This window comes from Mycobacterium sp. NGS56 (assembly GCF_059812425.1).
In genome coordinates, this window is record NZ_JCALCQ010000001.1 from 211,488 (window position 1) to 234,254 (window position 22,767).

Genomic DNA, 22,767 nt, shown 5'->3' on the forward strand with positions numbered 1-22,767 from the left:
TTTCAGCTCTTAAGGGGACAGCAGTATGTGATCACGCCGCATCGACAGGCTCGAAGCCGAAGCCGATCGCCTCGACGCCCTCTCCGTCCTTCCCGATCGAATACGTCGCTAGCCGGAGCTTCATCCCGGTCTTGACGTGGTCGGGGTGGGGGTCGACGTTGATCACGTTCCCCCGCACGCTGGTGCCATCACAGTCGATGACGCCGGCAACGAACGGAACGGGAACCCCTGGCATAGCGAAGTTGACAATCGTGAATGTCCTTAGTATGCCGGTCTGCGACACCCTTGCACTCTCGAATGTCGTTCCGCCGCAACCGGCACAAGCGTTGCGATGATCAAAGAACTGTGCACCACACGACGTGCATTTGTGCGTCACCAAGTGCGGATCGTCACCAAGCACCAAATAGTCCACCAGCGGCACAAGTGCGGTCATGCGGCGCCTACTTCCCCCCGGCCATGCCGTGGCCGCATATTCATCGATCCGTTATGCATGTTCGAGCGTCCCGGTAACGGCGGAGCTCTTCAGTGCTACTCCCGCCAGTCCGGCGGCCTCGAAGAGATCGGCGATCTCCTTGCGCCCCGCTTCGCCGAGCAGCGCCTGGGGCGGACGCGAGTACGGGTAGTCGCCTACAGGCAGGCCAATCGTGCTCGCCGCAACCTTCACCACCTCACCCCAATGCGTGAGATAGCCTGGCCTGCCCGGGTACTCGCCGAACTTCGGCGACAACGGCATTCCGCCAACATTGGCGCCGCGGTGGGCGCGCGCCTCGTCCAGCTTGCCGTCCCAGATCAGTTGCCAGTACGCGCTGAACCACTTGTTGTCCGCGCTCTCGTAGAGCCACGCGATGTTCCCGAGTTGTCCGGAACAAACGATGCCTTGTTGCAACCAGCCCGCCTCGTAGACCAACGTGTCGCACTCCCAGATGGCGATGTCTGGAGCGAGCGCGTGCAGCACCATGGTGTTCACCGTGCTGTCCATTACGCCTTCCTTGACGGCCACTACCGCGGGGACCGCGTGATGGACAGCCGCCATCTCCTCGCCCGTCATGACGTATCCCGACGAATTGCTGTTGAACATCCCCAACGCGATGTCCGTCCGGTCGGCGACATATTGGAAGAATCGCTTTACCCCCTCGCCGCCGTGCACCTCCATCGTCGGCGTTTGGATGAAGGCGATGTCGGCGCCGTTCTCCTGAGCGTGCAGCGTCAAGTCGACCACGTCCTTGGCGCACTCGGCAGTCGTGCAGGCCTGGATCACCACTGCCGGATTGATCGCGCGCGCCTCCGCCACGGCGACCTCGAGGAGTCGTTTGCGCTCGTCGAGTGTCAACGCCCACCATTCGGCGCATCCGCTGGTCAGCCAGAGCATGTTGTGACCGAGGTCGCCGATGCAGTAGCGAACGAGTGTGCGGTAGGAATTCCAATCGATCTCGTCGCCGTCTTTACCGCAGAATGGTGTGAAGAGCGAGTCTCCGATTCCGTGTAAGCCGCCGTCCTTCACCCACTGTTGCGCATCGCGTGCCGCGACCATGATGTACCTCCTCTGATCCCAGAGCTCTATTGGGCAACTGCTTGCCGTCGACGTTTCAGACGAGAGGTGTGACTTCCGCGGGGTCGAACTTGAAGACCTCGAGAGCGTTCTCGCGGAACACCTTTCGGGCGATCGCCGGGTCCGGAATCAGCTTGGCCTGCTCGGCGACGATCTCGCGCGAGTGGGGATACGTCCCTTCTTCGTGGGGATAATCGTTGCCGAACATCAGCATTGACGGGCCGGTATGCGCGATGTTGCCGATTCCCACGGTGTCTCTCGCGAACGTGGAGTGCACCTGACGCTTTGCGTAGTAGCTGGGCGGGTGCTCCAGGTCGGGATAGACCGACGGCTGGCCCTTCTGGCCGCCGTAGGACACGAACTCGTCGTAGCGGCGAAAGGCGATGTCGGAGTTGTCCATCGCCTCGTTCGCCCACGCCATCCACCCGACGTTGTACTCCACGAGCACCACGTGGATCCCCGGATGGTCGGCGAGCACTCCGGAGGTTGCAAGCAGGGTGGCGACCTGGGGAGCCATCGACTGGATATAGAGGTTGTTGGCGACCGTGGCGCCGGGACCGCGGAAGGCCCTCATGGGGTGCCCGGTGCCCTGGTGCATGGCCACCGGAAGGCCGGTCCGCTCGATCGCGTCCCACATCGGACCCCATTGCCGGTGATTCCACATCGGGTTCGCCAGCGCCGGAAGCATAATGGCGCCCAGACCGATCTCGGCGATGCGCTCGACCTCCGCGACCGCCATCTCGGGGGTCCAGGTTGGCACGATGCCGGCACAGCAGAACCGGGGCGAGTGCCGGTGCAATTGATCGTAGATGTAGTCGTTGTAGATGCGGCAACTGGCCTGACCGCCTTCGGGGCTCTCCAGCATCCAGACCTGAAGGGCGATGGTCGGGAAGATGCACTCGCCGGCGACGCCGTCTTCACGCATGACCTCAAGTCGCTTCTCGGGCTTGAGGACCGCCAGCCGGTCCTCTTCGGCCTGCATGTCCTTCTGGAACGCGTGCTGGCCGTCCATGATGAGACTCCAGCCACCGTCACCCGAGGACGCGAGCCCTCGCATGGCCTGATCCTTCAGCGACGCAGGCAGATTCGACGACCAAAGGTCGCGCGGTTCGTTGACGTGCGAATCCGCCGAGATGAATCCGATCGAGGCAATCGAGTCGTCGGTATGCGGCGCCTGGGGCGCCACGACGTTCGTCATGTTTGTTCCTCTCAGAAGTCGGTCGCGGTCACCAGACGCCGATGCCGGCGGCCTCGTTTTGCTTCTTCCACTCGGCACGCGGCATCCGGCTCACGTCGACGTCGGTGGCCCTGGCGCGAAGCGCGCCGACGGTGGCCTCCTCGCGCGGGGTGTACTTGAACGGATCCCAGTCGAAGAACCGGCACGCGTTCTCGAAAGTGATCTTGTTGATCTCGTCTGGCGTGCAGCCGGCGTCCATGAATTCACCCCAGGCCAGCTCGGGTGAATAGGGCCAGGTGGTGTCGGTGTGCGGGTAGTCGCACTCCCAGGCGATGTTGTCGATACCGATCCGATCGCGGAGCTTGAGACCGGCAGGATCGGTGATGTAGCAAGCCAGGATGTGCTCGCGAAAGATCTCGGACGGCTTCTTGCCGTTGAAGTCGTTGCCATGGTCGAGCCAGGATTGGTTATCGACGTGGCGATCGATCCGATCCATGTAGAACGGAATCCACCCGATTCCGCCCTCGGACAGCGCAACCTTCAGGTCGGGGAAGTTTCGCAATGTGGGACCGAAGAGCAGATCTTGCGCCGTGATTGCGCTGATTTGGCAGGCGAGCACCATCATGTGGTCGACCGGCGCTTCCTTAGGACTCTGAATGACGTCATAGCCGGCACCGATGTGCAGGCAGAGCACCATGTTTTCGTCGCACAGCGCCTTGAGCATCGGATCCCAGTAGCCGGACAGAAAGCTCGGGTACCCCTTGGTATGCGGGGTCTCCAGGAAGGACATCGCTTTGTGGCCCTTCTTGCCCATCCGGTGCACCTCTGCGGCCGCCAGCTCGACGTCCCACATGGGCACGACGCCCTGTGGGATGAATCGTCCCGGGTACTCAGCGCACCATTCGTCGACGACCCAATCGTTGTATGCCTGCAGCATGATGTACGCCAACGGCTTGTCGGGCGCTTCGGCGAACGTCCGCGCGTTGAAACCCGCCATCGTCGGAAAGTTGAGCGACGCCAGCATGCCGTTGGCGTCCATGTCGCGCACCCGCGCATGCACATCGAAACAGCCCGGCCGCAGTTCCGACAGACTGCCCGCGTTGAAGCCCCACTCGTTCTTGGGCCAACCGACGGTCGCGCCCAGCCCTAACAGCGTTGAGGCCTTGTCGCCCTGGAACACCCACTCGTCGATGCCGTGCTCGTTGCGGACAAGCTTGGGCGCCTGGTCCCTGTACTTCTCGGGCACGTGCTTGTCGTACATGTCGGGCGGTTCGATGTAGTGGTCGTCGATGCTGACCATGATCATGTCGTTCAATTCCATGGGAAGCTCCTGTCGGGTGTGGCATTAGAAAGCCGAGATGGCTCAAAGGTGTTTGGTCGCCGTCCGCTCCCGGGCCGCCTGCGCAGTCGGACGTTGGGAGCGGCACTCAAAGTCGGCAAGCCGCCTGCGACCGCGCCACCATGGGTTCGCGCGCCAAAAGTCACTCCACAACCCCATCCCGGCCCGCATGTCGAGCGGAAACCAAACGACCGCCTCTTTTTTATACCAATTCGGGAAGTCTGTCGAGTATCGGCGGAGGGCCTAGCTCAGCCGACCCTATGTCCATGGCGCCGGCCCTCTGCCTGCGCCAACGCCCCCGGGTCAAGATTCGACCTGCTCCGTCGGCTTTAAGGGCGTCCCCGTGCATCGCGCCGTCACCGGGCAACCGACCTCAATCCTCCCAAATTCCCACGACATTGACTTTTTTAGTCGCCTATTATAATCTCCATCAACCCACCTTCGGCTTTTACCCGCAAGAGCGCGCGTCCACCGGCGAGAAGGAATGGTTCGTGGGAGGGTGCTGTGGCGCGGCGTTACACATCCAACGCCAGACGGCGGCACCGAACTGAACAGACACGAGGGGAGTGCACGTGGTCGCAGCAGTTGACGAGATTTACTGGGATCCGTACGACGCCGAGCTCGACAAAAACCCGCATGCCGTGTGGCGGCGATTGCGCGATGAATTCCCCGTGTACCGCAACGACAAGCACGATTTCTGGGCACTGAGCCGCTTCGCCGACGTGCAGGCCGCCTCCTGCAACACCAAGACGTTCTCGTCCTCTCATGGCACGGTGCTCGAGTACATGGGTAACGACTTCGGTGAGTTGGAAGTACTCATCTTCATGGACCCGCCTTCGCACACTGCGCTGCGAGCGCTGATCTCCCGAGCGTTTACTCCAAAGCGGACCTCAGAGATGGAGGACCGAATCCGCGCCCTCTGCGGCAGACTGCTCGACCCCCACCTCGGAAGTGCCGGCTTCGACTACGTCACCGACTTCGCCCAGCAACTGCCCTCGATGGTCATCTCGTCCATGCTCGGCGTGCCGGAGTCCGATAGCGAAGAGGTCCGGCTCAAGATCGACGAGATCTTCCACATCGACCCGCAGGCCGGGATGATCAACGAGATCTCCATCAATGCGCGCATGTGGGTGATGGGCTACATCCTCGACGCGCTCAAGGAGCGACGCAACAATCCCAAAGACGACCTGTTTACCGCCCTGACCCAGACCGAGCTGACCGATGAACAGGGTGTCACCCGAAAGCTGACAGACAACGAGGCCGCCGACTTCGGAGGTCTGCTCGTCACCGCAGGCACCGAAACCGTTGCACGACTTCTGGGTTGGGCTGCAGTCACATTCCCCAAGCACCGCGACCAGCTCCGCTTGATGGTCGAGGACCACAGCCGCATCCCGGGAGCCGTCGAGGAGCTGCTGCGCTATGAGGCGCCGTCACCTGTACAAGGCCGGTGGACGCTCGACGAGGTGGAAATGCACGGGACGGTGATTCCCGCGGAGTCCAAGGTACTATTATTGACCGGGTCGGCCGGTCGCGACGAGCGCCAGTATCCGAACGCAGATAAATTCGACATCACCCGAGAACCCAAGCAGCACGTCGCCTTTGGGATCGGAGCCCACTACTGCCTTGGGGCCGCACTGGCCAGACTCGAGGGTCGAATTGCGCTGCAGGAAACGGTGCGCCGCTTCCCTGAATGGGACGCCGACATGTCCGCTGCGGTACAGGTGCACACAAGCACCGTCCGCGGCTGGAGTTCTGTACCGATCACCTTATGAGACATGCCAATTTCCCGTTCTCACGATAAGCCGGGTTACCGGCTTTTGAAACCACGCTCATGGTGAAGGGTAGGGTGAGGCAGCTGTGAAAGTCGTTGTGGATTGGGAAATCTGCGAAAGTAACGCCATGTGCGCGACCGAGGCGCCAGAAGTGTTCGAAATGCAACCCGACGATACTCTGAAAGTCCTGCAAGAGCAGCCTGACGAGGCACTGCGCAAGAAGGTGCAAGCAGCAGCTCACGCCTGTCCTAAGCAGGCTATTCAAATCCGCGATTGAGTCAGGTCTCAAGGGGCACAAGGGGTTCGAAACGGCCCGTGAGCGACGCGAGGGTTTGGCGCAGACCCACGCAGTCAGTCGCTGGCGGGCAGCGGTTTGGCTTCCTTGATGACCAAGGGGATGGTTCCGATCGACAGCGAACCGTTGCCCGCCTTGGTGACGAGCACCTCGGCGCCGGTGTCATCGATGTAGCGCTTGCCCATGAGCGTGCCTGCCGAGAACTCGGGGTCGAAAGTCACGCCCGCGGCGGCCTCGGTGCCAACGGGGACCATCGGTACACCGCCGGCTCGAAGGTCATCGAGACTGTCGGCGCTACGCACCACGATCACCTGGGTGTCGCATACCTGACTCTGTAGACGCGTTCCGTTCTTGATCATGCAGGCTCCTTACTGAAATTCAGCTCGCTGACGAGATCGCGCCGTAGCACCTTGCCGGTCGCGTTGGTGGGCAGTTCGTCGCGGAAGACGACCTTGTCCGGGGTCCGTGACCCGCGAAGCTGCTGGCGAACGTAGGAGCGCAGGTCCTCCACGTCGGGTGTGGCACCTGAGGTGGGCACCACGACGGCGACGATGATCTGACCCCACTCGGAATCGTCGGCGCCCACCACCGCGCAGTCGCGCACGCGTGGATGCTCGACGAGGATCTCCTCGATTTCGGCCGGGGCAATGTTCTCGCCGCCTCGAATGATCGTGTCATCCGAACGCCCCCCGATGAATAGGTAGCCCTCCTCGTCGAGGTAGGCCACGTCCCTGGTCGGAAACCAGCCGTATTCGTCGAGTACGGAACCGACGCCTGTGTAGCGGCCCGACACCTGCTCGCCCCTGACGAAGAGCTCACCCACCTCACCGGCGCCGAGCACCGTGCCGTCCTCACCGCGGATCTGCACCTCGACACTTGGCACCGGTTGACCTACCGAACCGAGCCGACGCACGGCTGCCGGATCATCGGATGCAAGCGCTACCCGATGGTCGTCGGGTGTGAGAACAGCGATCGTGGAGCTGGTTTCGGTGAGCCCGTAGGCGTTGACGAATCCAACCTCGGGTAGCAACGAAAGTGCCTTGCGCACCAGCGGCGCGGCAACCTTTGAACCGCCGTAGGCCAGGGTCCGTAAAGTGGGCAACGTCGGCCCCTTTCCGGCAGACTCTTCGAGCACGGCGACGATCCGATCGAGCATCGTTGGCACCACCGTCGCTGACGTAACCCCTTCCTCGCCCACGAGCCTGACCCAGGCATGTGCATCGAAGTTGGTCAGATAAACCATCTTCCGGCCCGCGTAGAGGTTCGACAGTGCAGCTGAGACGCCGGCGATGTGGTACGGCGGCACGCAGATCAGCGCCGCGTCATCGCGATCGGCTGAGCCAAACTCCACCGCGCCGGTGATGTAGCTGGTCAGATTATTGTGGGTCAGCTCAACTGCTTTCGGGGCTGATGTTGTGCCCGACGTGAACAGCACGACCGCAACCGCTTCCGGATCGGCGAACTCAGCAGAGGGTTCGGCGCTGCGTGCAGCGTGCAGGAACTCGGCCGATGACAGCACCTGCTTGCCGGCTGCGCCGATCATGTCTCGGTACTCGTCGTCGACTATCACCAGTGGTTCGGCGAGCCGACCGATGAGGGTACGCAGACCATCGGCGGAAAGTCGGTAGTTCAGTGGGGTTATCGGCATCGCAGCCCGCGCCGAGGCGAACAAGAGCAGCGGCAGCATCGCCCCGCCGGCGCCGAGATAAGCGACATGCTCGGCGCCTGAGGACGCGATGGCACCTGCTCCACCGTCGGCCAAATCACTCAACTCCGCCACCGTCAGCCGAAAGCCATCGGACACCACAGCCGTCCGGTCCGGATCCGCCGACGACGCCATCTCCAACAACACCGAAATGCTCATAGTCGCACCGGACCAGCACTGGGAACGTCAGTGCCGGCTCGGCAGCCGTCACTGGCCTGACAATGAACGACGGTACCGCCGTAGGGTCTCAGAACCATTGTGGATTCCCGCTTATCATGTCGGCGCAGTGCTCGGCTACTCGGCCCTGGGACGCGGCACGATATGGACTGTCTCGATTCGGACCGACGGCGTGCGTCGAGCGTTTGCGATCAGCGACAGCAAAGTGTTGGCGACGTCAACGACGTCGCATACCGACTCGGATGTGATTCCCTGCTGTGCCCACGTGTTATTGAGGTCGGCAAGCAGATCCTGGTCGGCTCCTCGCAAAATTTCGGTCCCATTCGTAGGGCCGAGGTTCACCCGGACCACGTTCACCGAAGGGTGCTCTACCCCCCATGAACGCCAAATCTCATCGAGAGCAGCCTTACTCGCGTTATATGCTGCAACCCCTACCCGCGGACGTCCAGTCTCGTGGCTAGAGGTGACTAGGGCGACGGCGCCACGGGCGAAGTAGGGCGCGGCCGCTCGCATCACGTGAGATGCGCCGACGGCATTGACAGCGAATGCGTGCATCCAGGTGGTGGAGTCCGTCTCCTCAATACGGGCGAACGGAACAACAGCACTGGTATATACGAGGGCATCGAGCCCGCCGAGGCGGGTATCGACGGCCCTGAGCACTTCTTCAACCGCTGCAGGGTCGGACACATCGAGCTCGTGCGCCGATCCACCAAGAGCCTTGGACAGCCGTTTCAACCGGTCGAAGCGGCGAGCGGCCACACACACGCGGGCCCCTCGGGCATGCGCCGCGACCGCCACCGCCTCACCGATTCCGGAGGACGCGCCAACGACCAGTGTGCGGACCCCTTCCAGGTCCTGACCCCAGTTCGGCACCTACTCGCTCCTCCGTTGCAAACCGACGTCGGGCGACATCGCGGATACGTGCTCCGTTCAGGCCGGAGATCAGCTCTGAGCGCTCATTGCTATTTTCCTAATTCAGATAAATAAGTCAAGCAAACGCCTACAACCGCTTGAGACCTTGCCCTCCAGATACCGCGCGAATGTCGTCGATAACGTTCTGTCCGTGGCATTGTCTCAGCTCCGGCCGAGCCGCTTCAGCGTCCTGAACGTAATCGAAAAGCCCGCGCCGACTTGCTACGAGCGCACCTATTTCCTGCGACAACGGCATTGGCTTGGAATGTATCGCAAGCGAAACGGCACAAAGTCTATGATGTTTAGATATTTACAGCCTGCAGGGGCCGTTCTAGGCTTGACCACCATGCCCATCCGATCGCAGTTGCGATTCCTCAAAATGTACGGGCCCAGCCTTGCCATGGGCTTCCTCGACGACATGGCTAACGGCGTCGTGCGTGCGGCTCGCAGGCGGCCGATTCCCAGCGGCGTCGAAATCACAGACTTCGATCCGCTCGATCCGGCGACGACGGCGGACCCCTATCCCCACTACCGTGAGCTCCTGTCACGCGGGCCCGTTCTATTCAACCCGCGCAGAGGCATCTACATTCTGAGTCGCTACGAGCACGTACGCGCTGGTGCCCGAGCCTCTCATGTGTTGTCGAGCGCTGACGGTATTTCTTACAACCGCATGCGCTCGCCGTCGCTGCTGACGGTGGATCCTCCCCGACACACCGCAATGCGCAAGCAAGCCCAGCCCGCCTTTACCCGTGGCGCGTTGGAGTCGTGGCAAGCCATGGTCGAACAACTCGCAGTCGACCACACCGCCCCGCTGTTCGCGAATCGTCAAGTGGACGTTGTACATACGCTCGCCGAGCCATTGCCTACGGCTGTGATTGCGCACATCCTCGGCATCGCCGACGACGATTTGGCGGCCTTCAAGGATTGGTCCAACGAAACTGTACGCCTGGCCAACGCGAACATGTCGCTCTCGGGCGTGAAGCAGGGGATCGCCGGTATGAGGGCGATCGGCCATTTCCACCATTACTTCACCAACAAGCTGAGCCAAGGACAACTGCTCGACGAGCACACCGTGCTGGGTCGACTGGTGGCCAACGCGCACAGCGGCAAACTCACCAACGACGAGCTGTTCTTTTTCGCCTTCCTCCTGCTGCTGGCCGGCAACGAAACCACGACGAACATGCTCGGCACACTCTTTCTGACGTTGTCCGACAACCCCGACCAGCTCCAGCTTCTTCAAGATCGCCCAGATCTGATCCCCAGCGCCATCGAAGAGCAGCTGCGGTACTACGCGCCGATTCAAGGTCTGTACCGTACGGCGCGCGCCGACTATGTGGTCGAGAAGGCGACGATCCCCGCAGGATCACGGGTGTTGCTCCTCTGGGGCGCGGCGAATCGAGATCCACGTCATTTCGAAAACCCGGACGAGTTTCGGGTAGAACGCAACCCCACCGGCCACTTATCGTTCGGCTCGGGGGTTCACCTGTGCTTGGGCGCGCAGTTGGCGCGGCTGGAGGGCCACACCGTGCTGCGCGAGATCGTCAAGCATGTGGACCGCATCGAGATCGTGGGAGAGCCCGGCTGGCGTACCAATCCCACACTGCGGGGCCTGGCGAAACTCAATGTGCGGGTGACTCGCCGGGACGCTGCCGCCGACCCAGCCGATCTGGCGGACGCCCACTCGTGAAGGCCGCAACCTCTTAGCACGCGAAGTCGAGAGTGACCCCGCATGATCAATGAAGAGGCGACGGCGCCTCAACTGGTGCGATTCAACTGCTTTCTCTGCGCAGCGTGCTGCGGAATGTACGCAACAGTGGAGGGCGACCAGATCACCAAGGTCGTCGCCGATCGTGACCATCCAGCATCGCACGGCTACAGCTGCAAAAAGGGCCGGAACATCCCACGGGTGCACCATGCCGCGCACCGAATCGACCGGCCGCGCATCGGCGGTCTCGAGGTCGAATGGACCGAATTTTTCGACGATCTGGCGACCAAGCTGCATCGGCTGAAGGACGAGTATGGCCCCGACAGCATTGCGAAGTTCTCCGGTACGGGAACCTTCTCCGTCAACGAGCTGTTCGCGATGCACACCTTCTTTGGAATGGTCGGCACGAAGTCGCTCTACAGTTCACTGACACTCGATGTGGCACCGCTGATGCGGGCGGCTGAGTTGGTGACCGGCTTCACCCAAGCCGTGCCGGTTTGGGTCCCCGATGAGCCGGCCTCGACGTTGACGGTCGTCGTCGGGCAGAACCCGTCGGTGTCCGGCGGCTACGTCGGAACGCCGGCCACCAACTTCAACGACCGGGTCCGCGCGTTCCGCAAGCGCGGCGGCGAGGTGTGGGTCATCGATCCACGAGCCACGCGCACCGCCCGGATTGCAGATCGACACCTCGCGCCCCGGCCGGGGTCAGACGTGTTCATCTTCGCCTGGCTCGCACGCGAGCTCCTGCGGGATGGCTTCGACGCCGACGAGCTCGAAACAGCCTGCGATGCAGGCGATGTCGAGAATCTGCGCACCGTGCTTGCACCCTTTGATCTCCAGGTGGCGACGCACCGGACGGGACTCGAGGAACGGGACCTGCTCGATCTGCTCGCCGCTATCAAGCGGCACGGCAAAGTCTCGTTCCTGCCCGGCACCGGGATTTCCTTCTCTCCCGACGCGGTAGTGACGTACTGGCTGATCTGGGTAGTGAGCATCCTCACTGGCTCGCTGGACCGCCAGGGCGGAATGCGCTTCCTGCCCGGGAACAACGCGATGATGGACGGACCGCAATGGGAAGGGCATGCGCCCGAAGGCGGCTCGACGGGCCCGGGCCCAGCCAGTCGGCCGGAACTTGGCGAGATCTTCACTGAGCGACCGTCCGTCGCCATGGTCGACGAGATCGAGGCGGGAAACATTCGTGCGCTGATTGTCGTGGGAGCCGATCCAATCGGGGCCGCACCTGACGCAGCGCGGCTCCGTGCGGCCCTCGCCACCCTCGAGGTGCTCGTGGTGATCGACATCCTCGAGTGGGAGCTGACGGAGATCGCCACACACGTCGTCCCGTGCACTTGGCAAACCGAACGCCACGACATGCGCTTCCTCCCGCAGTACGGATTCGAACGAGCCTATGTGTCGACGGCGATCGTGGAACCGGGCGCGCAACGCCGGCACGTGTGGCAGGTCCTCTCCGCGGTGGGGTCCCGCATGGGTTTCGACATTTTGTCAGTGATCCCCGGAGTCGACGCCGAGACCGTGACGGACCGAGAGCTGATGTACGCCATTACCCGCCTGACTTGTGCAGACGCCGAGGCCGTCTTCGAGGCGGGTATCGATGGCCGCGACGTCGACTTTCGCTACGGGTGGTTTCACGAGAAGGCGCTGCCGGGCGGGAAGTGGAGGCTCGCGCCTCGCGTGCTGACCGAGCGCCTGCCCGGCCTCGTGTTGCGCAGCGACGTTGCCGGACCCCGCTTGGTCAACGGTCGCACGATCGAAAGTGTCAACAGCTCGCACTACGGGATAACGAATGGCGAAGGAGCTCCTCGCATCCGGATCAGTGCCGACGTGGCGCGGGAACGCGCGATAGAGACCGGAGATCGGGTGCGGGTGCACACGGGACGCGGCGAGGTGACGGGAGAGGTGCTCGTGGATCCGTCGATGGCCCGCGAGACCGTCTGGATCGCGCACGGATGGCACAGCCAGAACGTCAATCGATTGACAGATCCCGCGCCCGATCTGCTGACCGGCCAGCCCAGCGTCACCGCCGTGCCCGTCGAAGTGGAGCGCATCACCACCTGACTATCTCCCCCGTCGAGTCGACGGCGGCGACTTACTTAGGCGCGAAGCGCAGGCACTGGCTGTTGAGCATCAGGTGGTTGACGATGGCCGCAACCGACGTGGGGTACTCTTCGGTCTATTCAACTAAGCGTCAACAGATTCGGGCCGCAAAGCCTGGTTTCTCAGCGTGCTCTGGATCGCCTCGCGCTGTCGCAACCCGGACGACAGATTCAGATCGTCGAAGAGAATGGCACCACCCATCTTGTGAAAGTTGCTGCTGACGAAGACAACTCACGACCCCTCGACGGTCAACATGTTCTCCGACGGCAGTCCCGCGATTGCAAAATAACCGAGACTGTTCGTGCCAAAATGCAATTCGAAGCTATCTTCGGTGACCTGCTTTGGTGGAATGTGATCGGCGGTCGCCTAGTTGGGCGCGAACCGTTGTCCGGCGTCCAGACGCAGGCACTGAACCTTTGGAACCTGACCCTTGTCGGCCCACGGCGCCGGCATCGACAGTGTCTTTTAGCGGAAGACCACAGACACGCAGGCCGTCGAAGTGTCGGCTCGGGTCCTCGCGGTGCAGTGGTGATACCCGACGTGACCGCGCGATCGCGGTGTCCATCGCTCCAATCAAGCTGGACGTATTGATACAAAAGCCAACAGATTCAAGTCGCAAGGCCTGGTTGGCGGCATGCGGTTCAGCCAGGCAACCGTCGGTGGTCCCCGGCCAGAACAGCCCCGCCGGAAATGATACCGAACGCGCAAGCTCGACACTCGCTGCAACCGGCGGTCTCGGCAGTACCTTAGGCAGTTGTGACACCCGGCAATGCGACACCTTTTCCTCTATGCGAATTTTCGAAGCGCACTAGACAAGTCTGGCTCACGCGTAAACCGGCGGGACAAACGTCTCGCGTCGCAGTGCAGCGGTGCCGGCAAAGAACCGTATCGGTGTTCACCAGCCCATAGACCCACAGAACGAGTGCGGGCGGAGGGACTCGAACCCTCACGCTCTTTCGAGCACCGGCACCTAAAGCCGGCATGTCTGCCAATTCCATCACGCCCGCGGCGTGGCGATCGTATCGCTTGCCAAAGTTCCAAGTTGCCGCGAGCTGACCCGATGAATTCGTCGGGCCCAAATCGTGAGCGGTACGGTCAAGGGGTGTCCACTACGCATCGTCGCAGGCCGGCGCTGATCGCGCTGGTGTTCGTCGCGGCGTGCGGATGCCTTGCCCTGGGCTGGTGGCAGTGGACCAGGTTCAATTCCGTCTCCGGCTCGTTCCAGAACCTTGGCTATGCGTTGCAATGGCCGCTGTTCGCTGGGTTCTGCGTGTACGCGTACCGCAAGTTCGTCCGCTATGAAGAGAAACCGCCACCGCCGCGAAGCACAACGGCGATGACGGAGATACCCGCCGGGTTGCTGCCCGAGCGAGCCAAGCCCGCGCCGCAGTCATCCGACGATCCCGCGCTGCGGGAGTACAACGCCTACCTGGCCGAGCTCGCCGCACAAGACGCCGAAAAGCAGAAGAGGACAGCCCAATGACGACACCGGAGACGCCCGGATCATCAGTGCCTGCAGTCCCCGTCGACAAGATCCGCACCGCGTTGCTCGGCTACCGGATCATGGCGTGGACGACCGGTCTGTGGCTCATCGCGTTGTGCTACGAGATCGTCTCGCACCTCGTCTTTCACCACGAGATCCGATGGATCGAAGTCGTGCACGGCTGGGTCTACTTCATCTACGTTTTGACCGCGTTCAATCTGGCGGTCAAGGTGCGCTGGCCGCTCGGCAAGACGGTCGGTGTGCTGCTTTCCGGGACCATTCCGCTGCTCGGCATCATGGTCGAACACTTCCAAACCCGGGACGTCAAAGCGCGTTTCGGCTTATAGGTCACCACCGCCACACCGATCTCGCCGGGCGTGACAGCGCGAATGCCCACCTCTGAGCGACAACGGTGGGCAGAGACGAGTTTGTCGCTAGAAGGCGGGCAAAAGGTCAACCCCCCTCCGCCGCGTCTGGTGGGGCGAAAGTCAACGACGCCCGGCCGGACCTCGCCAACGTAGCTAACCCCCGGATCGAGCCAGCTTTTCCAGCGCCGGCAACAACAGCCTCAGTGCGCGACCGCGATGCGAGACGGCGTCCTTCTCGCTCGGGCTCAGCTCCGCTGCCGTGCGGTCATGCCCTTGCGGAACGAAGACGGGGTCGTAACCAAAGCCACCGTCGCCGCGCGGTTCCCGCGCAATGCTGCCGGGCCACTCGCCGCGCACTACGACCTCCCCTGCGGCAGAGACGAGCGCACAGGCGGACACGAACGCCGCGCCGCGACGTCCCTCGGGCACGTCGCGCAATTGCGATAACAGCAACGCGGTGTTGCCCGCGTCGTCGCCGTGCGCGCCCGACCAGCGCGCCGACAGCACACCGGGCATGCCATTGAGCGCGGCGACCTCCAGCCCGGAGTCGTCGGCCATCGAAGCCAACCCGGTCGCGGCGAACGCGTCGCGCGCCTTGGCCAAGGCGTTGTCCTCGAAAACCGCGCCGGTCTCCGGCGCTTCCTCGAACGGCGCAACGTCATCGAGCGACACCAAGCTCAATCCGGTCAGACCGGCGGCATCGAGCACCCGGCGCAGCTCGGCCAGCTTCTTCGGGTTACGGCTGGCGACCAGCAGGCGGGTCATCATCTATTCCTAAACACGCGTCTGGGCCGTTGCCGATGCACCCCGGCCACGTTACGCACTGCGAGATATGAGTCGGCGGCGCGAATCGCATTAAGCAGCGCCGGTACGACGTACAGCGCGACACGCCGCAAGGAATAGACAGGGCGACGAAGTAGCTTCGTCCACAGTGAGCCAAAAACCCGATAACGAGACGCTCAAGGCGCTCAATAACAACATCACCGACGAGTTTCGCGCCAACGCCGGCAAGGTCGGTGGGCGATTCGAAGGCAACGAGCTGTTGCTACTCACTACGAAGGGCGCGAAGTCGGGCGAGCCGCGCGTCGCGCCGCTGGTGGTCTTCCGTATCGACGGCAAGCTGCTGATAGTCGCGGGTTACGGTGGCGCCGACGTCAACCCGGGGTGGGTGCACAACCTGCGGGCCAACCCGCGGGCCCGCGTAGAACTCGCCACCGACTCGTTTGACGTCGTCGCGCACGAGCTCGACTCGTCCGAACGTCAGGCGATCATCCCCAAGATCAACGCGACCGTACCCGCGTTCGCGTTCGCGAATTACCAGTCAAAAACCACACGCACCATCCCGATATTCGAGCTGCAAAGAACGAGTCGTGACCGACCGGAAGAGGCTCGTCTTGGCCGCGGTGTCGGCGGTGGGTAAACCGCGGGGCAGTTAGGCCAAGGTGCGGCTGGCGACCAGCAGCCGGGTCAGCTGCCGAACGCCTTCGGCGCCGGGGCTCCCTCGGGAAGGACGCCAGGATACGGAAGCTGGAGTGCTTCGCGCTGCGCGGCGAACAGCTTGTCGCACGCGACCAGCGCCACGTCGAGCAGTTTGTCCAGCGTCGACCGCGGGAACGTCGCTCCCTCACCGGTCCCCTGCACCTCCACGAGGGTGCCGGTGTCGGTCGCGACGACGTTCATGTCGACCTCGGCGCGGGAGTCCTCCTCATACGGCAGATCGACGCGGATCCGCCCGTCGACCACTCCGACGCTGACCGCCGCGATCGCACAGGACAGTGGGCGGGGATCAGACAGCTTGCCCAACGCCGCGAGATAGGTCACCGCGTCGGACAACGCCACGAACGCACCCGTGATGGCCGCGGTGCGGGTGCCGCCGTCGGCCTGCAAGACGTCGCAGTCGACGGCGATGGTGTTCTCACCCAGTGCCGCCAGATCGATGCAGGCACGCAGCGACCGCCCGATCAGCCGACTGATCTCCTGGGTGCGTCCGGACAGGCGGCCCTTGACCGCTTCGCGGTCCGAGCGGGTGTGGGTCGCCGACGGCAACATCGCGTACTCCGCGGTCAGCCACCCAAGTCCCGATCCCTTGCGCCAGCGCGGCACCCCCTCGGTCACGCTCGCGGTACACATGACCTTGGTGTGACCGAATTCGATCAATACCGAACCGGCGGGGTGGTCAGTGAAACCGCGGGTGATGACTACGGGCCTAAGCTCATCGTCAAGGCGGCCGTCTTCTCGTCTCGTCACGCCGCCAACACTAGCGGGCAATGCAGCATCGCTGCGGTTAGCTCACACCCGCTCAGAGCGGCGGATATCGAATGTCTCCCCGCACACCACCGCGTGCACGGGACCATCGAACTCGGCCTTGGCCTCGCTGATCACGTCCTCACGCGAGGTCCACGGCGGGATGTGCGTCAGCAACAGTTCGTGAACGCCGGCCTCGGCCGCGGCCAACCCGGCCTCGGTGCCCGACAGATGCAGCGCGGGCGGACGCTCCGGCGAGTGCGTCCATGACGCCTCGCAGAGGAAGACATCGGCGCCGCGAGCCAGCTCGACGAGCTGATCGCAGGTACCGGTGTCGCCGCTGTAGACGAACGATGCCCCAGAGCGATCGGTGATCTTCAGGCCGTAGGACTCCGTCGGGTGAGCAACCACTCGCGGTGTCACCGTCAGCGCACCGATGTTCACCGGCTCACCGTCGACCCAATGACGGACGTCGAAAATGTCCGAACAGTCGTCGATCTCACCGCCGTAGGGCGACGATGCCGCGCCCAGGCGCGACCAGGTGTCGCCGGGGCCGTAGAGCAACGCCTTACCCAGCGGACGCGTCGGGTGGTAGCGCCGCCACACGAAGAGCCCGGGCAGATCCAAGCAATGGTCGGCGTGCAGATGGGACAAGAGGACGTGCACGGAACCGGGATCGGCGTACCGCTGCAGCGCGCCGAGAACGCCACCTCCGAAGTCGATGACCAACGGCGGAGTATCCGGTGCCCGGAGCAGATAGCCCGACGCGGGCGAATCCGGACCGACTACGCTGCCCGAGCAGCCGAGCACGGTTATTCGCACGGACACTACTGTGCCATGCCCGATACGAGCGCGACGAAAACATCGCCGCATTGGTGTGACGAGAATCTCGTGCAGTCGTTAATCAATGCGCACCTGATGTACGGGCTGGACACCGGTGACCGCGGGCCCCAGGAATCGCGCCGCCAGCGCGGTGAATGCCTCGGGGTCGCCGGTGGCTTCGAAAACCCGGGTCGCGGGCGGTGCGTCGTGGGGGCGAAGCAGATCCCGTTCGGTGAGCACCCGAAGCACTTCCTTGGCGGTCTCCTCGGCGCTGGAAACCAGGCTCACGTTGTCACCCATCGCCAACTGAATGAGCCCAGACAGTAGTGGATAGTGCGTGCAGCCAAGCACGAGCGTGTCGACCTGCGCGCGCTGCAATGGCTCCAGATAGCCCTCGGCCAATCCGAGCACCTGGCGCCCGCTGGTCACGCCCCGCTCCACGAAGTCGACGAAACGCGGGCAGGCCACCGCGGTGATCTCGGTGTCGCGGGCGGCGGCGAACGCGTCCTGATAGGCGTGCGAGTTGACGGTCGCCTGGGTGCCGATGACGCCGATGCGCCCGTTGCGCGTGGTGGCGACCGCCCGGCGCACCGCGGGCAGGATCACCTCGACGACGGGCACGTCGTAGCGTTCGCGAGCGTCCCGCAGGCACGCCGCCGATGCGGTGTTGCAGGCGATGACCAAAGCCTTGACGCCGCGGCCGACGAGGTCGTCACCGATGGCCAGCGCGTGCGCGCGGACCTCGGGGATGGTCAGCGGACCGTAGGGACCGTGTCCGGTGTCGCCAACGTAGATGATGTCCTCGTCGGGCAGCTGGTCGATGATCGCCCGCGCGACGGTTAGTCCCCCGACACCGGAGTCGAAGATCCCGATGGGTGTTAATGCCGAGCTCATATCTTGGGCCGCGGCACCGGGCTGCCGGCCTTCCTCGTCCGGCCCTTACGCTCCGGTGCGGACAACATGTAGGCGGCCACTACGCCGGCGATCGCTCCGCACAGATGGCCCTGCCATGACACGCCTCCGCATCTGCCGAGCACCGGCATGGCTCCGAGCAGGACGCCGCCGTAGGCGAACATCACGATCAGCCCGATGATGATGTCGCGCATCCGGCGGACGAAGATGCCGAACACGAGCAAGAAGGCCAGCCAACCGAAGATCAGGCCGGAGGCGCCGATGTGGTCGGTGGGCCCGCAACTGCTGCCGATGTCGCCGATGAGCCAGGTGCCGAAGCCGCCCAGGATCCACACGATGGCGGTCGCCCAGACGAACCGGGACAGGCCGGCCAGCGTCATCAGAAATCCCAGGACCAGCAGCGGCACGGTGTTGGCCATCAGGTGTTGCCAGTTCTCGTGCAGCACCGGAGCGAAGATGACGCCCCACAGGCCGTCGGCTTCCAGTGGCCTGATGCCGTTGGCATCCAGCGAGTGCCGGGTCAGCTGGTCGATCAGTTCGATCAGGTACAGCAGCGCGACGAAAGTGAGGATCGTGGCGGCTCCCACGGTCGCGGTGGACCGCTTCCTGCTCGGGGCGGCGGGCGCCCCGGGACGTCCCCGCGAGGGGCCGCCCGCGCCGCTCCTCGTCATCGCTCCGCTCTACATCGTCGCGACGCGGTCTTACCCATGGCTGCCCTTCTAGCGTGTTTCCGGCATCGTCAAGGCTACCGGCGCTGCGGCCCGGTCGATCTCATCGACCGAAGGCCCCGGGCAGCACGTCGCGGTAGCTCGGTATGCCGGCGATCGATGTCGCCGCAAAGACGCCACCCAGCACCGCTTGGGCGAGGCAATCGGCGGCGGCGATACCCACCTCGGTGGCAAGCGGGGTCTCGGGCGAAAACGCGGCGGGCACCGGTTTCGAACTGGCCGCCGCGTCTACCTCGACCGCCCCGGTGGCCAGCACGAACACCGTGTCACCGTCGACCGGCGTATGCGCCGGGCGGATGCTGCGGGCCAGGCCGTCGTGGGCTGAGATCGCCACCCGCCGACACGCCGCCGGACTCAGAGCGGCGTCGGTGGCCACCACCGCGATGACTGTGTTGAGAGGCTTGTCCACCGGATTCGATGGGGAGGGCAACTGAGCGAAGGCGTCGACCTGCTCGGCCGGCGGCGGCTGCAGACCGAACTCCCGGGTCTGCTCCGCCATCCACGGCAAACCGGTAGTACGGTCGACGACCTCCCCCGCGGAGTTCACCACGGCCAGCGCTCCTACGGTCACGCCGGACGGCAGCGCCCGCGACGCGGTCCCGACACCGCCCTTGAGCGCCCCGGCCCGGGCCCCCACCCCGGCGCCTACGGTCCCGACTTCCATCGCCGCTGCGTCTTCGGCGGCGGCACAGGCCGCGTAACCGAACTCGGCCGTCGGACGGCACTCCCAGCCGCCGACCGGTAGATCGAAGATCACCGCCGCCGGCACGATGGGCACCACGCCGCCATCCATCGCCACACCGCGTTCGCGTTCTTCCAGGAAGCGCATGACACCGTCCGCGGCGGCCAACCCGTAGGCACTGCCCCCTGCCAGCAACACTGCGTCCACGTACCGCACGGTGTTGGCCGGGTCCAGCAGATCCGTCTCCCGGGTTCCGGGCGCGCCGCCGCGGCAATCCACCGCTGCGACAGTGCCCGGCGGAGTGAGCACGACGGTAACGCCGCAAGCCCAGCCGGCGCCCAGGGACGCGTCGGGATCTAATCGTTGGTGGTGCCCGACGCGGATGCCCGCGACATCGGTGATGGCGTTCATCTGCCGCCAGTCATCGGGGCCCCATCAGCACCAGGACCAGATACTCCTGCAACACCGTCAGCCACTGATACACGTCGAAGTGCACGGCCAGGGGATGGTCGGCCGGTAGGCGTTCCGGGCCCTCCGGCCCGACCTCGAGCATGACTCCGAGGGTCAACCGAATGTCGTTGACCGCAGCGACCCAGGAGTTCGCGTCGTCCTCGGTCAGCTCGAAACGGCCGCCGTCGTGGGGAACCGTGCTCAACAACCGCTGTGCGGCAAGGCGTTTGGCGTCGACGATGTCGGGCTCGTGCAGGCTGCGCAGTGCCGCGTTCAGGCTATCCGCGTCATCGGGCGGCGCGGTGTCCCCGTCGTGGTACCGGTAGAAGTCGGGCAGCAGCCGACGCAACGTGGGGTCCCTCGGGGGATCGGCGTTGCCGGTCTTGATGCCCGTTATCTCCTCGAGTTCGTCTGCGGGCGATGAAGATTCACGTTCGTCGAGCAAGCCGATCATCGCCGTTGCCAAGTTCTTGAGCAGGGCGGCCTCATGCGATGCCAGAGACGACCGAAAACGGGGACCGCTAGCGGTCTCGACCCGCTTCCATTTGCGCACAGGGAATCGCCAGCGCCTCGACGTTCAGCGGTCCTGCTGCATCGTCGCCCACAAACCGGCGGCGTGCAGCTTGGACACATCGGCTTCCATGGATTCGCGGCTGCCGGCGGACACCACGGCCTTTCCTTCGTTGTGCACCTGCAACATCAGCTTGGTGGCGTGCGGCTCGCTGTAGCCGAACAACTTCTGGAAAACATACGTCACATAGGTCATCAGATTGACCGGGTCGTCCCAGACGATCGTGACCCACGGACTCGCCGTGGTCTCTACCGGAGCGGTCTCTCGTTGTCCTGTAGTGCCCGGCTTAGTGGGCGCTGACATAACAACCATGGCCTACACGATACCGAGGGATGGACGACGTACCGAGCCCCAACGGCAGCCGATACCGTTATGGAATGAACGACCCGGTCGTTACTGGGCTGCTGACCGACAAGTACGAGTTGACGATGCTGGCGGCGGCGCTGCGAGACGGCACCGCCGATCGACGAACCACTTTCGAACTTTTTGCCCGCCGACTTCCCGCAGGCCGCCGGTACGGCGTGGTCGCCGGAACCGGCCGGCTGCTCGAAGCGCTGCCGCAGTTCACCTTCGATGACCAGGCATGCCAGTCGCTGGAGCAGTTCCTCGACCCGGATACGTTGCGGTATCTACGCGAATTCCGGTTCGGCGGTGACATCGACGGCTATGCCGAAGGCGAGCTGTATTTCCCCGGATCCCCGGTGCTGTCGGTGAGTGGGACATTCGCCGAATGCGTGGTGCTCGAGACGCTGGCACTGTCGATTTTCAACCACGACACCGCGGTCGCGTCCGCCGCGGCGCGCATGGTGAGCGCGGCCAGGGGACGCCCGCTGATCGAGATGGGGTCACGGCGAACCCACGAACAGGCCGCCGTCGCGGCCGCCCGCGCCGCCTATCTGGCCGGCTTCGCGGCGTCGTCCAATCTGGAGGCACAACGCTGTTACGCAATCCCCACCGAGGGCACCGCCGCGCACGCGTTCACCATGCTGTACGCGCACACCGACTCTCCCGCGGAGTCGACCGAATTGGCCGCATTCCGGGCGCAGGTCGACGCGCTCGGAGTGGACACCACCCTGCTGGTCGACACCTACGACGTGACGACCGGGGTGGCCAATGCGGTGGCCGCCGCGGGGACCGGACTGGGCGCGGTGCGCATCGACTCCGGCGAGTTGGGCGTGCTGGCCCGCCAGGTGCGTGAACAGCTCGACAAGCTGGGGGCGACCCGGACCCGCATCGTGGTCTCCGGCGACCTCGACGAGTTCTCCATCGCGGCCTTGGCCGCCGAGCCGGTCGACAGCTACGGCGTGGGCACGTCGTTGGTGACGGGCTCGGGCGCCCCAACGGCAAACATGGTGTACAAACTGGTCGAGGTGGACGGCTTGGCGGTCCAAAAGCGCAGCAGCCACAAGGAATCCCCTGGCGGGCGAAAGGAGGCGATACGCCTGTCGCGCGATTCCGGCATCATCACCGAGGAGGTGGTGTACTCGGCCGGCCATCCGCCCACCGTCTCCGAACCGGCGCGGGTGCTGACCGTCCCGTTGGTCCGCGGTGGCGAACTGGTTTTCAAACCGAACCTCGCCGCAGCGCGCGAACTGGTAACTTCCGGGCTGCGCAGTCTGCCGTGGGAGGGATTGAACTTGTCGCACGGCGATCCCGCGATCACGACGACCCAGATTCCCGCCGGCCGGCGCTAGCGCCGCGCGAAAAACGACGCGGCGCGAGCGCCGCCCCAAACAGCGAAGAGGGCAGCCACGTCTGACG

24 protein-coding genes and 1 tRNA gene are annotated in these 22,767 nt (G+C 64.1%); 9 read left to right on the forward strand and 16 right to left on the reverse strand.

Features of this window, described 5'->3' with window-relative positions:
* Positions 1-31: 31 nt before the first annotated feature.
* The 4 genes from AC5Y4F_RS01015 to AC5Y4F_RS01030 are packed head-to-tail and all read right to left on the reverse strand — an operon-like array spanning position 32 to position 4,047.
* Entirely contained in the window at positions 32-433 is a 402-nt protein-coding gene (locus AC5Y4F_RS01015; RefSeq protein ID WP_067939370.1) for a Zn-ribbon domain-containing OB-fold protein, read from the reverse strand.
* A 51-nt stretch (positions 434-484) separates the two neighbouring features.
* Complete coding sequence (locus AC5Y4F_RS01020; RefSeq protein ID WP_499994674.1) at positions 485-1,531, reverse strand: dihydrodipicolinate synthase family protein; 1,047 nt, start codon at positions 1,529-1,531, stop codon at positions 485-487.
* Positions 1,532-1,586: 55 nt separating this feature from the next.
* A complete protein-coding gene (locus tag AC5Y4F_RS01025; protein WP_067939365.1) occupies positions 1,587-2,747 on the reverse strand; it encodes an amidohydrolase family protein in 1,161 nt (386 codons plus the stop codon).
* Positions 2,748-2,775: 28 nt separating this feature from the next.
* Complete coding sequence (locus tag AC5Y4F_RS01030; RefSeq protein WP_067939362.1) at positions 2,776-4,047, reverse strand: amidohydrolase family protein; 1,272 nt, start codon at positions 4,045-4,047, stop codon at positions 2,776-2,778.
* A 590-nt stretch (positions 4,048-4,637) separates the two neighbouring features.
* Between AC5Y4F_RS01030 and AC5Y4F_RS01035 the strand changes: the two genes are divergently transcribed.
* Positions 4,638-5,837 carry a cytochrome P450 gene (locus tag AC5Y4F_RS01035; RefSeq protein WP_156750210.1) on the forward strand — a complete coding sequence of 400 codons (1,200 nt, stop codon included), beginning with the start codon at positions 4,638-4,640 and terminating at the stop codon, positions 5,835-5,837.
* A gap of 85 nt (positions 5,838-5,922) precedes the next feature.
* Complete coding sequence (locus tag AC5Y4F_RS01040; RefSeq protein WP_067939359.1) at positions 5,923-6,114, forward strand: ferredoxin; 192 nt, start codon at positions 5,923-5,925, stop codon at positions 6,112-6,114.
* A 74-nt stretch (positions 6,115-6,188) separates the two neighbouring features.
* Here the strand turns inward: AC5Y4F_RS01040 and AC5Y4F_RS01045 are convergent, their stop codons facing one another.
* From AC5Y4F_RS01045 to AC5Y4F_RS01055, 3 genes are all read right to left on the reverse strand, one after another.
* Complete coding sequence (locus AC5Y4F_RS01045; RefSeq protein ID WP_067939356.1) at positions 6,189-6,491, reverse strand: hypothetical protein; 303 nt, start codon at positions 6,489-6,491, stop codon at positions 6,189-6,191.
* Positions 6,488-7,996, reverse strand: a complete 1,509-nt coding sequence (locus AC5Y4F_RS01050; protein ID WP_499994679.1) for a class I adenylate-forming enzyme family protein — start codon at positions 7,994-7,996, stop codon at positions 6,488-6,490. Before AC5Y4F_RS01050 ends, AC5Y4F_RS01045 begins: the two co-directional genes overlap by 4 nt.
* Before the next feature lie 135 nt (positions 7,997-8,131).
* On the reverse strand, positions 8,132-8,887 hold the full coding sequence (locus AC5Y4F_RS01055; protein WP_067939351.1) for an SDR family oxidoreductase: 756 nt from the start codon (positions 8,885-8,887) through the stop codon (positions 8,132-8,134).
* Positions 8,888-9,077: 190 nt separating this feature from the next.
* On the opposite strand from AC5Y4F_RS01055, the gene AC5Y4F_RS01060 reads away from it, so the two are divergent.
* Both AC5Y4F_RS01060 and AC5Y4F_RS01065 read left to right on the forward strand, forming a co-directional pair.
* A complete protein-coding gene (locus tag AC5Y4F_RS01060; RefSeq protein WP_231986464.1) occupies positions 9,078-10,613 on the forward strand; it encodes a cytochrome P450 in 1,536 nt (511 codons plus the stop codon).
* 42 nt (positions 10,614-10,655) lie between these two features.
* Positions 10,656-12,707, forward strand: a complete 2,052-nt coding sequence (locus tag AC5Y4F_RS01065) for a molybdopterin-containing oxidoreductase family protein (protein ID WP_067939343.1) — start codon at positions 10,656-10,658, stop codon at positions 12,705-12,707.
* A 962-nt stretch (positions 12,708-13,669) separates the two neighbouring features.
* Here AC5Y4F_RS01065 and AC5Y4F_RS01070 read toward each other — a convergent pair.
* Positions 13,670-13,753 (reverse strand) — tRNA-Leu (locus tag AC5Y4F_RS01070).
* Between the two features lie 95 nt (positions 13,754-13,848).
* Here AC5Y4F_RS01070 and AC5Y4F_RS01075 point away from each other — a divergent pair.
* Together AC5Y4F_RS01075 and AC5Y4F_RS01080 are read left to right on the forward strand one after the other, a co-directional pair.
* Positions 13,849-14,229: a hypothetical protein gene (locus tag AC5Y4F_RS01075; protein WP_067939340.1), complete on the forward strand. Its 381-nt coding sequence runs from the start codon at positions 13,849-13,851 to the stop codon at positions 14,227-14,229.
* Positions 14,226-14,576: a DUF3817 domain-containing protein gene (locus AC5Y4F_RS01080; RefSeq protein ID WP_499994683.1), complete on the forward strand. Its 351-nt coding sequence runs from the start codon at positions 14,226-14,228 to the stop codon at positions 14,574-14,576. Before AC5Y4F_RS01075 ends, AC5Y4F_RS01080 begins: the two co-directional genes overlap by 4 nt.
* A gap of 174 nt (positions 14,577-14,750) precedes the next feature.
* Here AC5Y4F_RS01080 and rdgB read toward each other — a convergent pair whose 3' ends face one another.
* A complete protein-coding gene (gene rdgB, locus AC5Y4F_RS01085) occupies positions 14,751-15,365 on the reverse strand; it encodes an RdgB/HAM1 family non-canonical purine NTP pyrophosphatase (protein ID WP_197520678.1) in 615 nt (204 codons plus the stop codon).
* Positions 15,366-15,528: 163 nt separating this feature from the next.
* Here rdgB and AC5Y4F_RS01090 point away from each other — a divergent pair, with 163 nt between their 5' ends.
* The gene (locus AC5Y4F_RS01090) at positions 15,529-16,017 is read left to right on the forward strand and encodes a nitroreductase family deazaflavin-dependent oxidoreductase (RefSeq protein ID WP_067939332.1); all 489 of its coding nucleotides are present in this window, start codon (positions 15,529-15,531) and stop codon (positions 16,015-16,017) included.
* A 47-nt stretch (positions 16,018-16,064) separates the two neighbouring features.
* On the opposite strand, the gene rph is transcribed toward AC5Y4F_RS01090, so the two are convergent.
* The 4 genes from rph to AC5Y4F_RS01110 all read right to left on the reverse strand — a co-directional run bounded on the left by rph (position 16,065) and on the right by AC5Y4F_RS01110 (position 19,162).
* Positions 16,065-16,844 (reverse strand): ribonuclease PH, encoded by a 780-nt coding sequence (gene rph / locus AC5Y4F_RS01095; protein ID WP_067939328.1) that lies wholly within the window; start codon positions 16,842-16,844, stop codon positions 16,065-16,067.
* Between the two features lie 42 nt (positions 16,845-16,886).
* A complete protein-coding gene (locus AC5Y4F_RS01100; protein WP_067939327.1) occupies positions 16,887-17,669 on the reverse strand; it encodes a cyclic nucleotide-degrading phosphodiesterase in 783 nt (260 codons plus the stop codon).
* Positions 17,670-17,741: 72 nt separating this feature from the next.
* A complete protein-coding gene (gene murI, locus AC5Y4F_RS01105; RefSeq protein ID WP_499994692.1) occupies positions 17,742-18,557 on the reverse strand; it encodes a glutamate racemase in 816 nt (271 codons plus the stop codon).
* Complete coding sequence (locus tag AC5Y4F_RS01110) at positions 18,554-19,162, reverse strand: rhomboid family intramembrane serine protease (RefSeq protein WP_067939321.1); 609 nt, start codon at positions 19,160-19,162, stop codon at positions 18,554-18,556. Before AC5Y4F_RS01110 ends, murI begins: the two co-directional genes overlap by 4 nt.
* Here AC5Y4F_RS01110 and AC5Y4F_RS01115 point away from each other — a divergent pair.
* The gene (locus tag AC5Y4F_RS01115) at positions 19,149-19,298 is read left to right on the forward strand and encodes a hypothetical protein (RefSeq protein WP_499994695.1); all 150 of its coding nucleotides are present in this window, start codon (positions 19,149-19,151) and stop codon (positions 19,296-19,298) included. The two genes, AC5Y4F_RS01110 and AC5Y4F_RS01115, sit on opposite strands and share 14 nt — an antisense overlap.
* A 48-nt stretch (positions 19,299-19,346) precedes the next feature.
* Here the strand turns inward: AC5Y4F_RS01115 and AC5Y4F_RS01120 are convergent, their stop codons facing one another.
* From AC5Y4F_RS01120 to clpS, 3 genes are read right to left on the reverse strand one after another with little or no spacing between them, the layout of a single operon-like run.
* Positions 19,347-20,396: a P1 family peptidase gene (locus AC5Y4F_RS01120; protein ID WP_067939318.1), complete on the reverse strand. Its 1,050-nt coding sequence runs from the start codon at positions 20,394-20,396 to the stop codon at positions 19,347-19,349.
* 10 nt (positions 20,397-20,406) lie between these two features.
* A complete protein-coding gene (aosR, locus tag AC5Y4F_RS01125) occupies positions 20,407-20,988 on the reverse strand; it encodes an oxidative stress transcriptional regulator AosR (protein WP_499994703.1) in 582 nt (193 codons plus the stop codon).
* Between the two features lie 24 nt (positions 20,989-21,012).
* Positions 21,013-21,318, reverse strand: a complete 306-nt coding sequence (gene clpS, locus AC5Y4F_RS01130; RefSeq protein WP_067939312.1) for an ATP-dependent Clp protease adapter ClpS — start codon at positions 21,316-21,318, stop codon at positions 21,013-21,015.
* A gap of 65 nt (positions 21,319-21,383) precedes the next feature.
* On the opposite strand from clpS, the gene AC5Y4F_RS01135 reads away from it, so the two are divergent.
* Positions 21,384-22,700 (forward strand): nicotinate phosphoribosyltransferase, encoded by a 1,317-nt coding sequence (locus tag AC5Y4F_RS01135; protein ID WP_067939612.1) that lies wholly within the window; start codon positions 21,384-21,386, stop codon positions 22,698-22,700.
* Positions 22,701-22,767: the final 67 nt, after the last annotated feature.

Bases quoted from the DNA above. Each gene is read 5' to 3' on its own strand.
- AC5Y4F_RS01015 (WP_067939370.1), bottom strand. From the start codon at position 433: ATGACCGCACTTGTGCCGCTGGTGGACTATTTGGTGCTTGGTGACGAT.
- AC5Y4F_RS01020 (WP_499994674.1), bottom strand. From the start codon at position 1,531: ATGGTCGCGGCACGCGATGCGCAACAGTGGGTGAAGGACGGCGGCTTA.
- AC5Y4F_RS01025 (WP_067939365.1), bottom strand. From the start codon at position 2,747: ATGACGAACGTCGTGGCGCCCCAGGCGCCGCATACCGACGACTCGATT.
- AC5Y4F_RS01030 (WP_067939362.1), bottom strand. From the start codon at position 4,047: ATGGAATTGAACGACATGATCATGGTCAGCATCGACGACCACTACATC.
- AC5Y4F_RS01045 (WP_067939356.1), bottom strand. From the start codon at position 6,491: ATGATCAAGAACGGAACGCGTCTACAGAGTCAGGTATGCGACACCCAG.
- AC5Y4F_RS01050 (WP_499994679.1), bottom strand. From the start codon at position 7,996: ATGAGCATTTCGGTGTTGTTGGAGATGGCGTCGTCGGCGGATCCGGAC.
- AC5Y4F_RS01065 (WP_067939343.1), top strand. From the start codon at position 10,656: ATGATCAATGAAGAGGCGACGGCGCCTCAACTGGTGCGATTCAACTGC.
- AC5Y4F_RS01080 (WP_499994683.1), top strand. From the start codon at position 14,226: ATGACGACACCGGAGACGCCCGGATCATCAGTGCCTGCAGTCCCCGTC.
- rdgB (WP_197520678.1), bottom strand. From the start codon at position 15,365: ATGATGACCCGCCTGCTGGTCGCCAGCCGTAACCCGAAGAAGCTGGCC.
- murI (WP_499994692.1), bottom strand. From the start codon at position 18,557: ATGAGCTCGGCATTAACACCCATCGGGATCTTCGACTCCGGTGTCGGG.
- AC5Y4F_RS01120 (WP_067939318.1), bottom strand. From the start codon at position 20,396: ATGAACGCCATCACCGATGTCGCGGGCATCCGCGTCGGGCACCACCAA.
- clpS (WP_067939312.1), bottom strand. From the start codon at position 21,318: ATGGTTGTTATGTCAGCGCCCACTAAGCCGGGCACTACAGGACAACGA.
- AC5Y4F_RS01135 (WP_067939612.1), top strand. From the start codon at position 21,384: ATGAACGACCCGGTCGTTACTGGGCTGCTGACCGACAAGTACGAGTTG.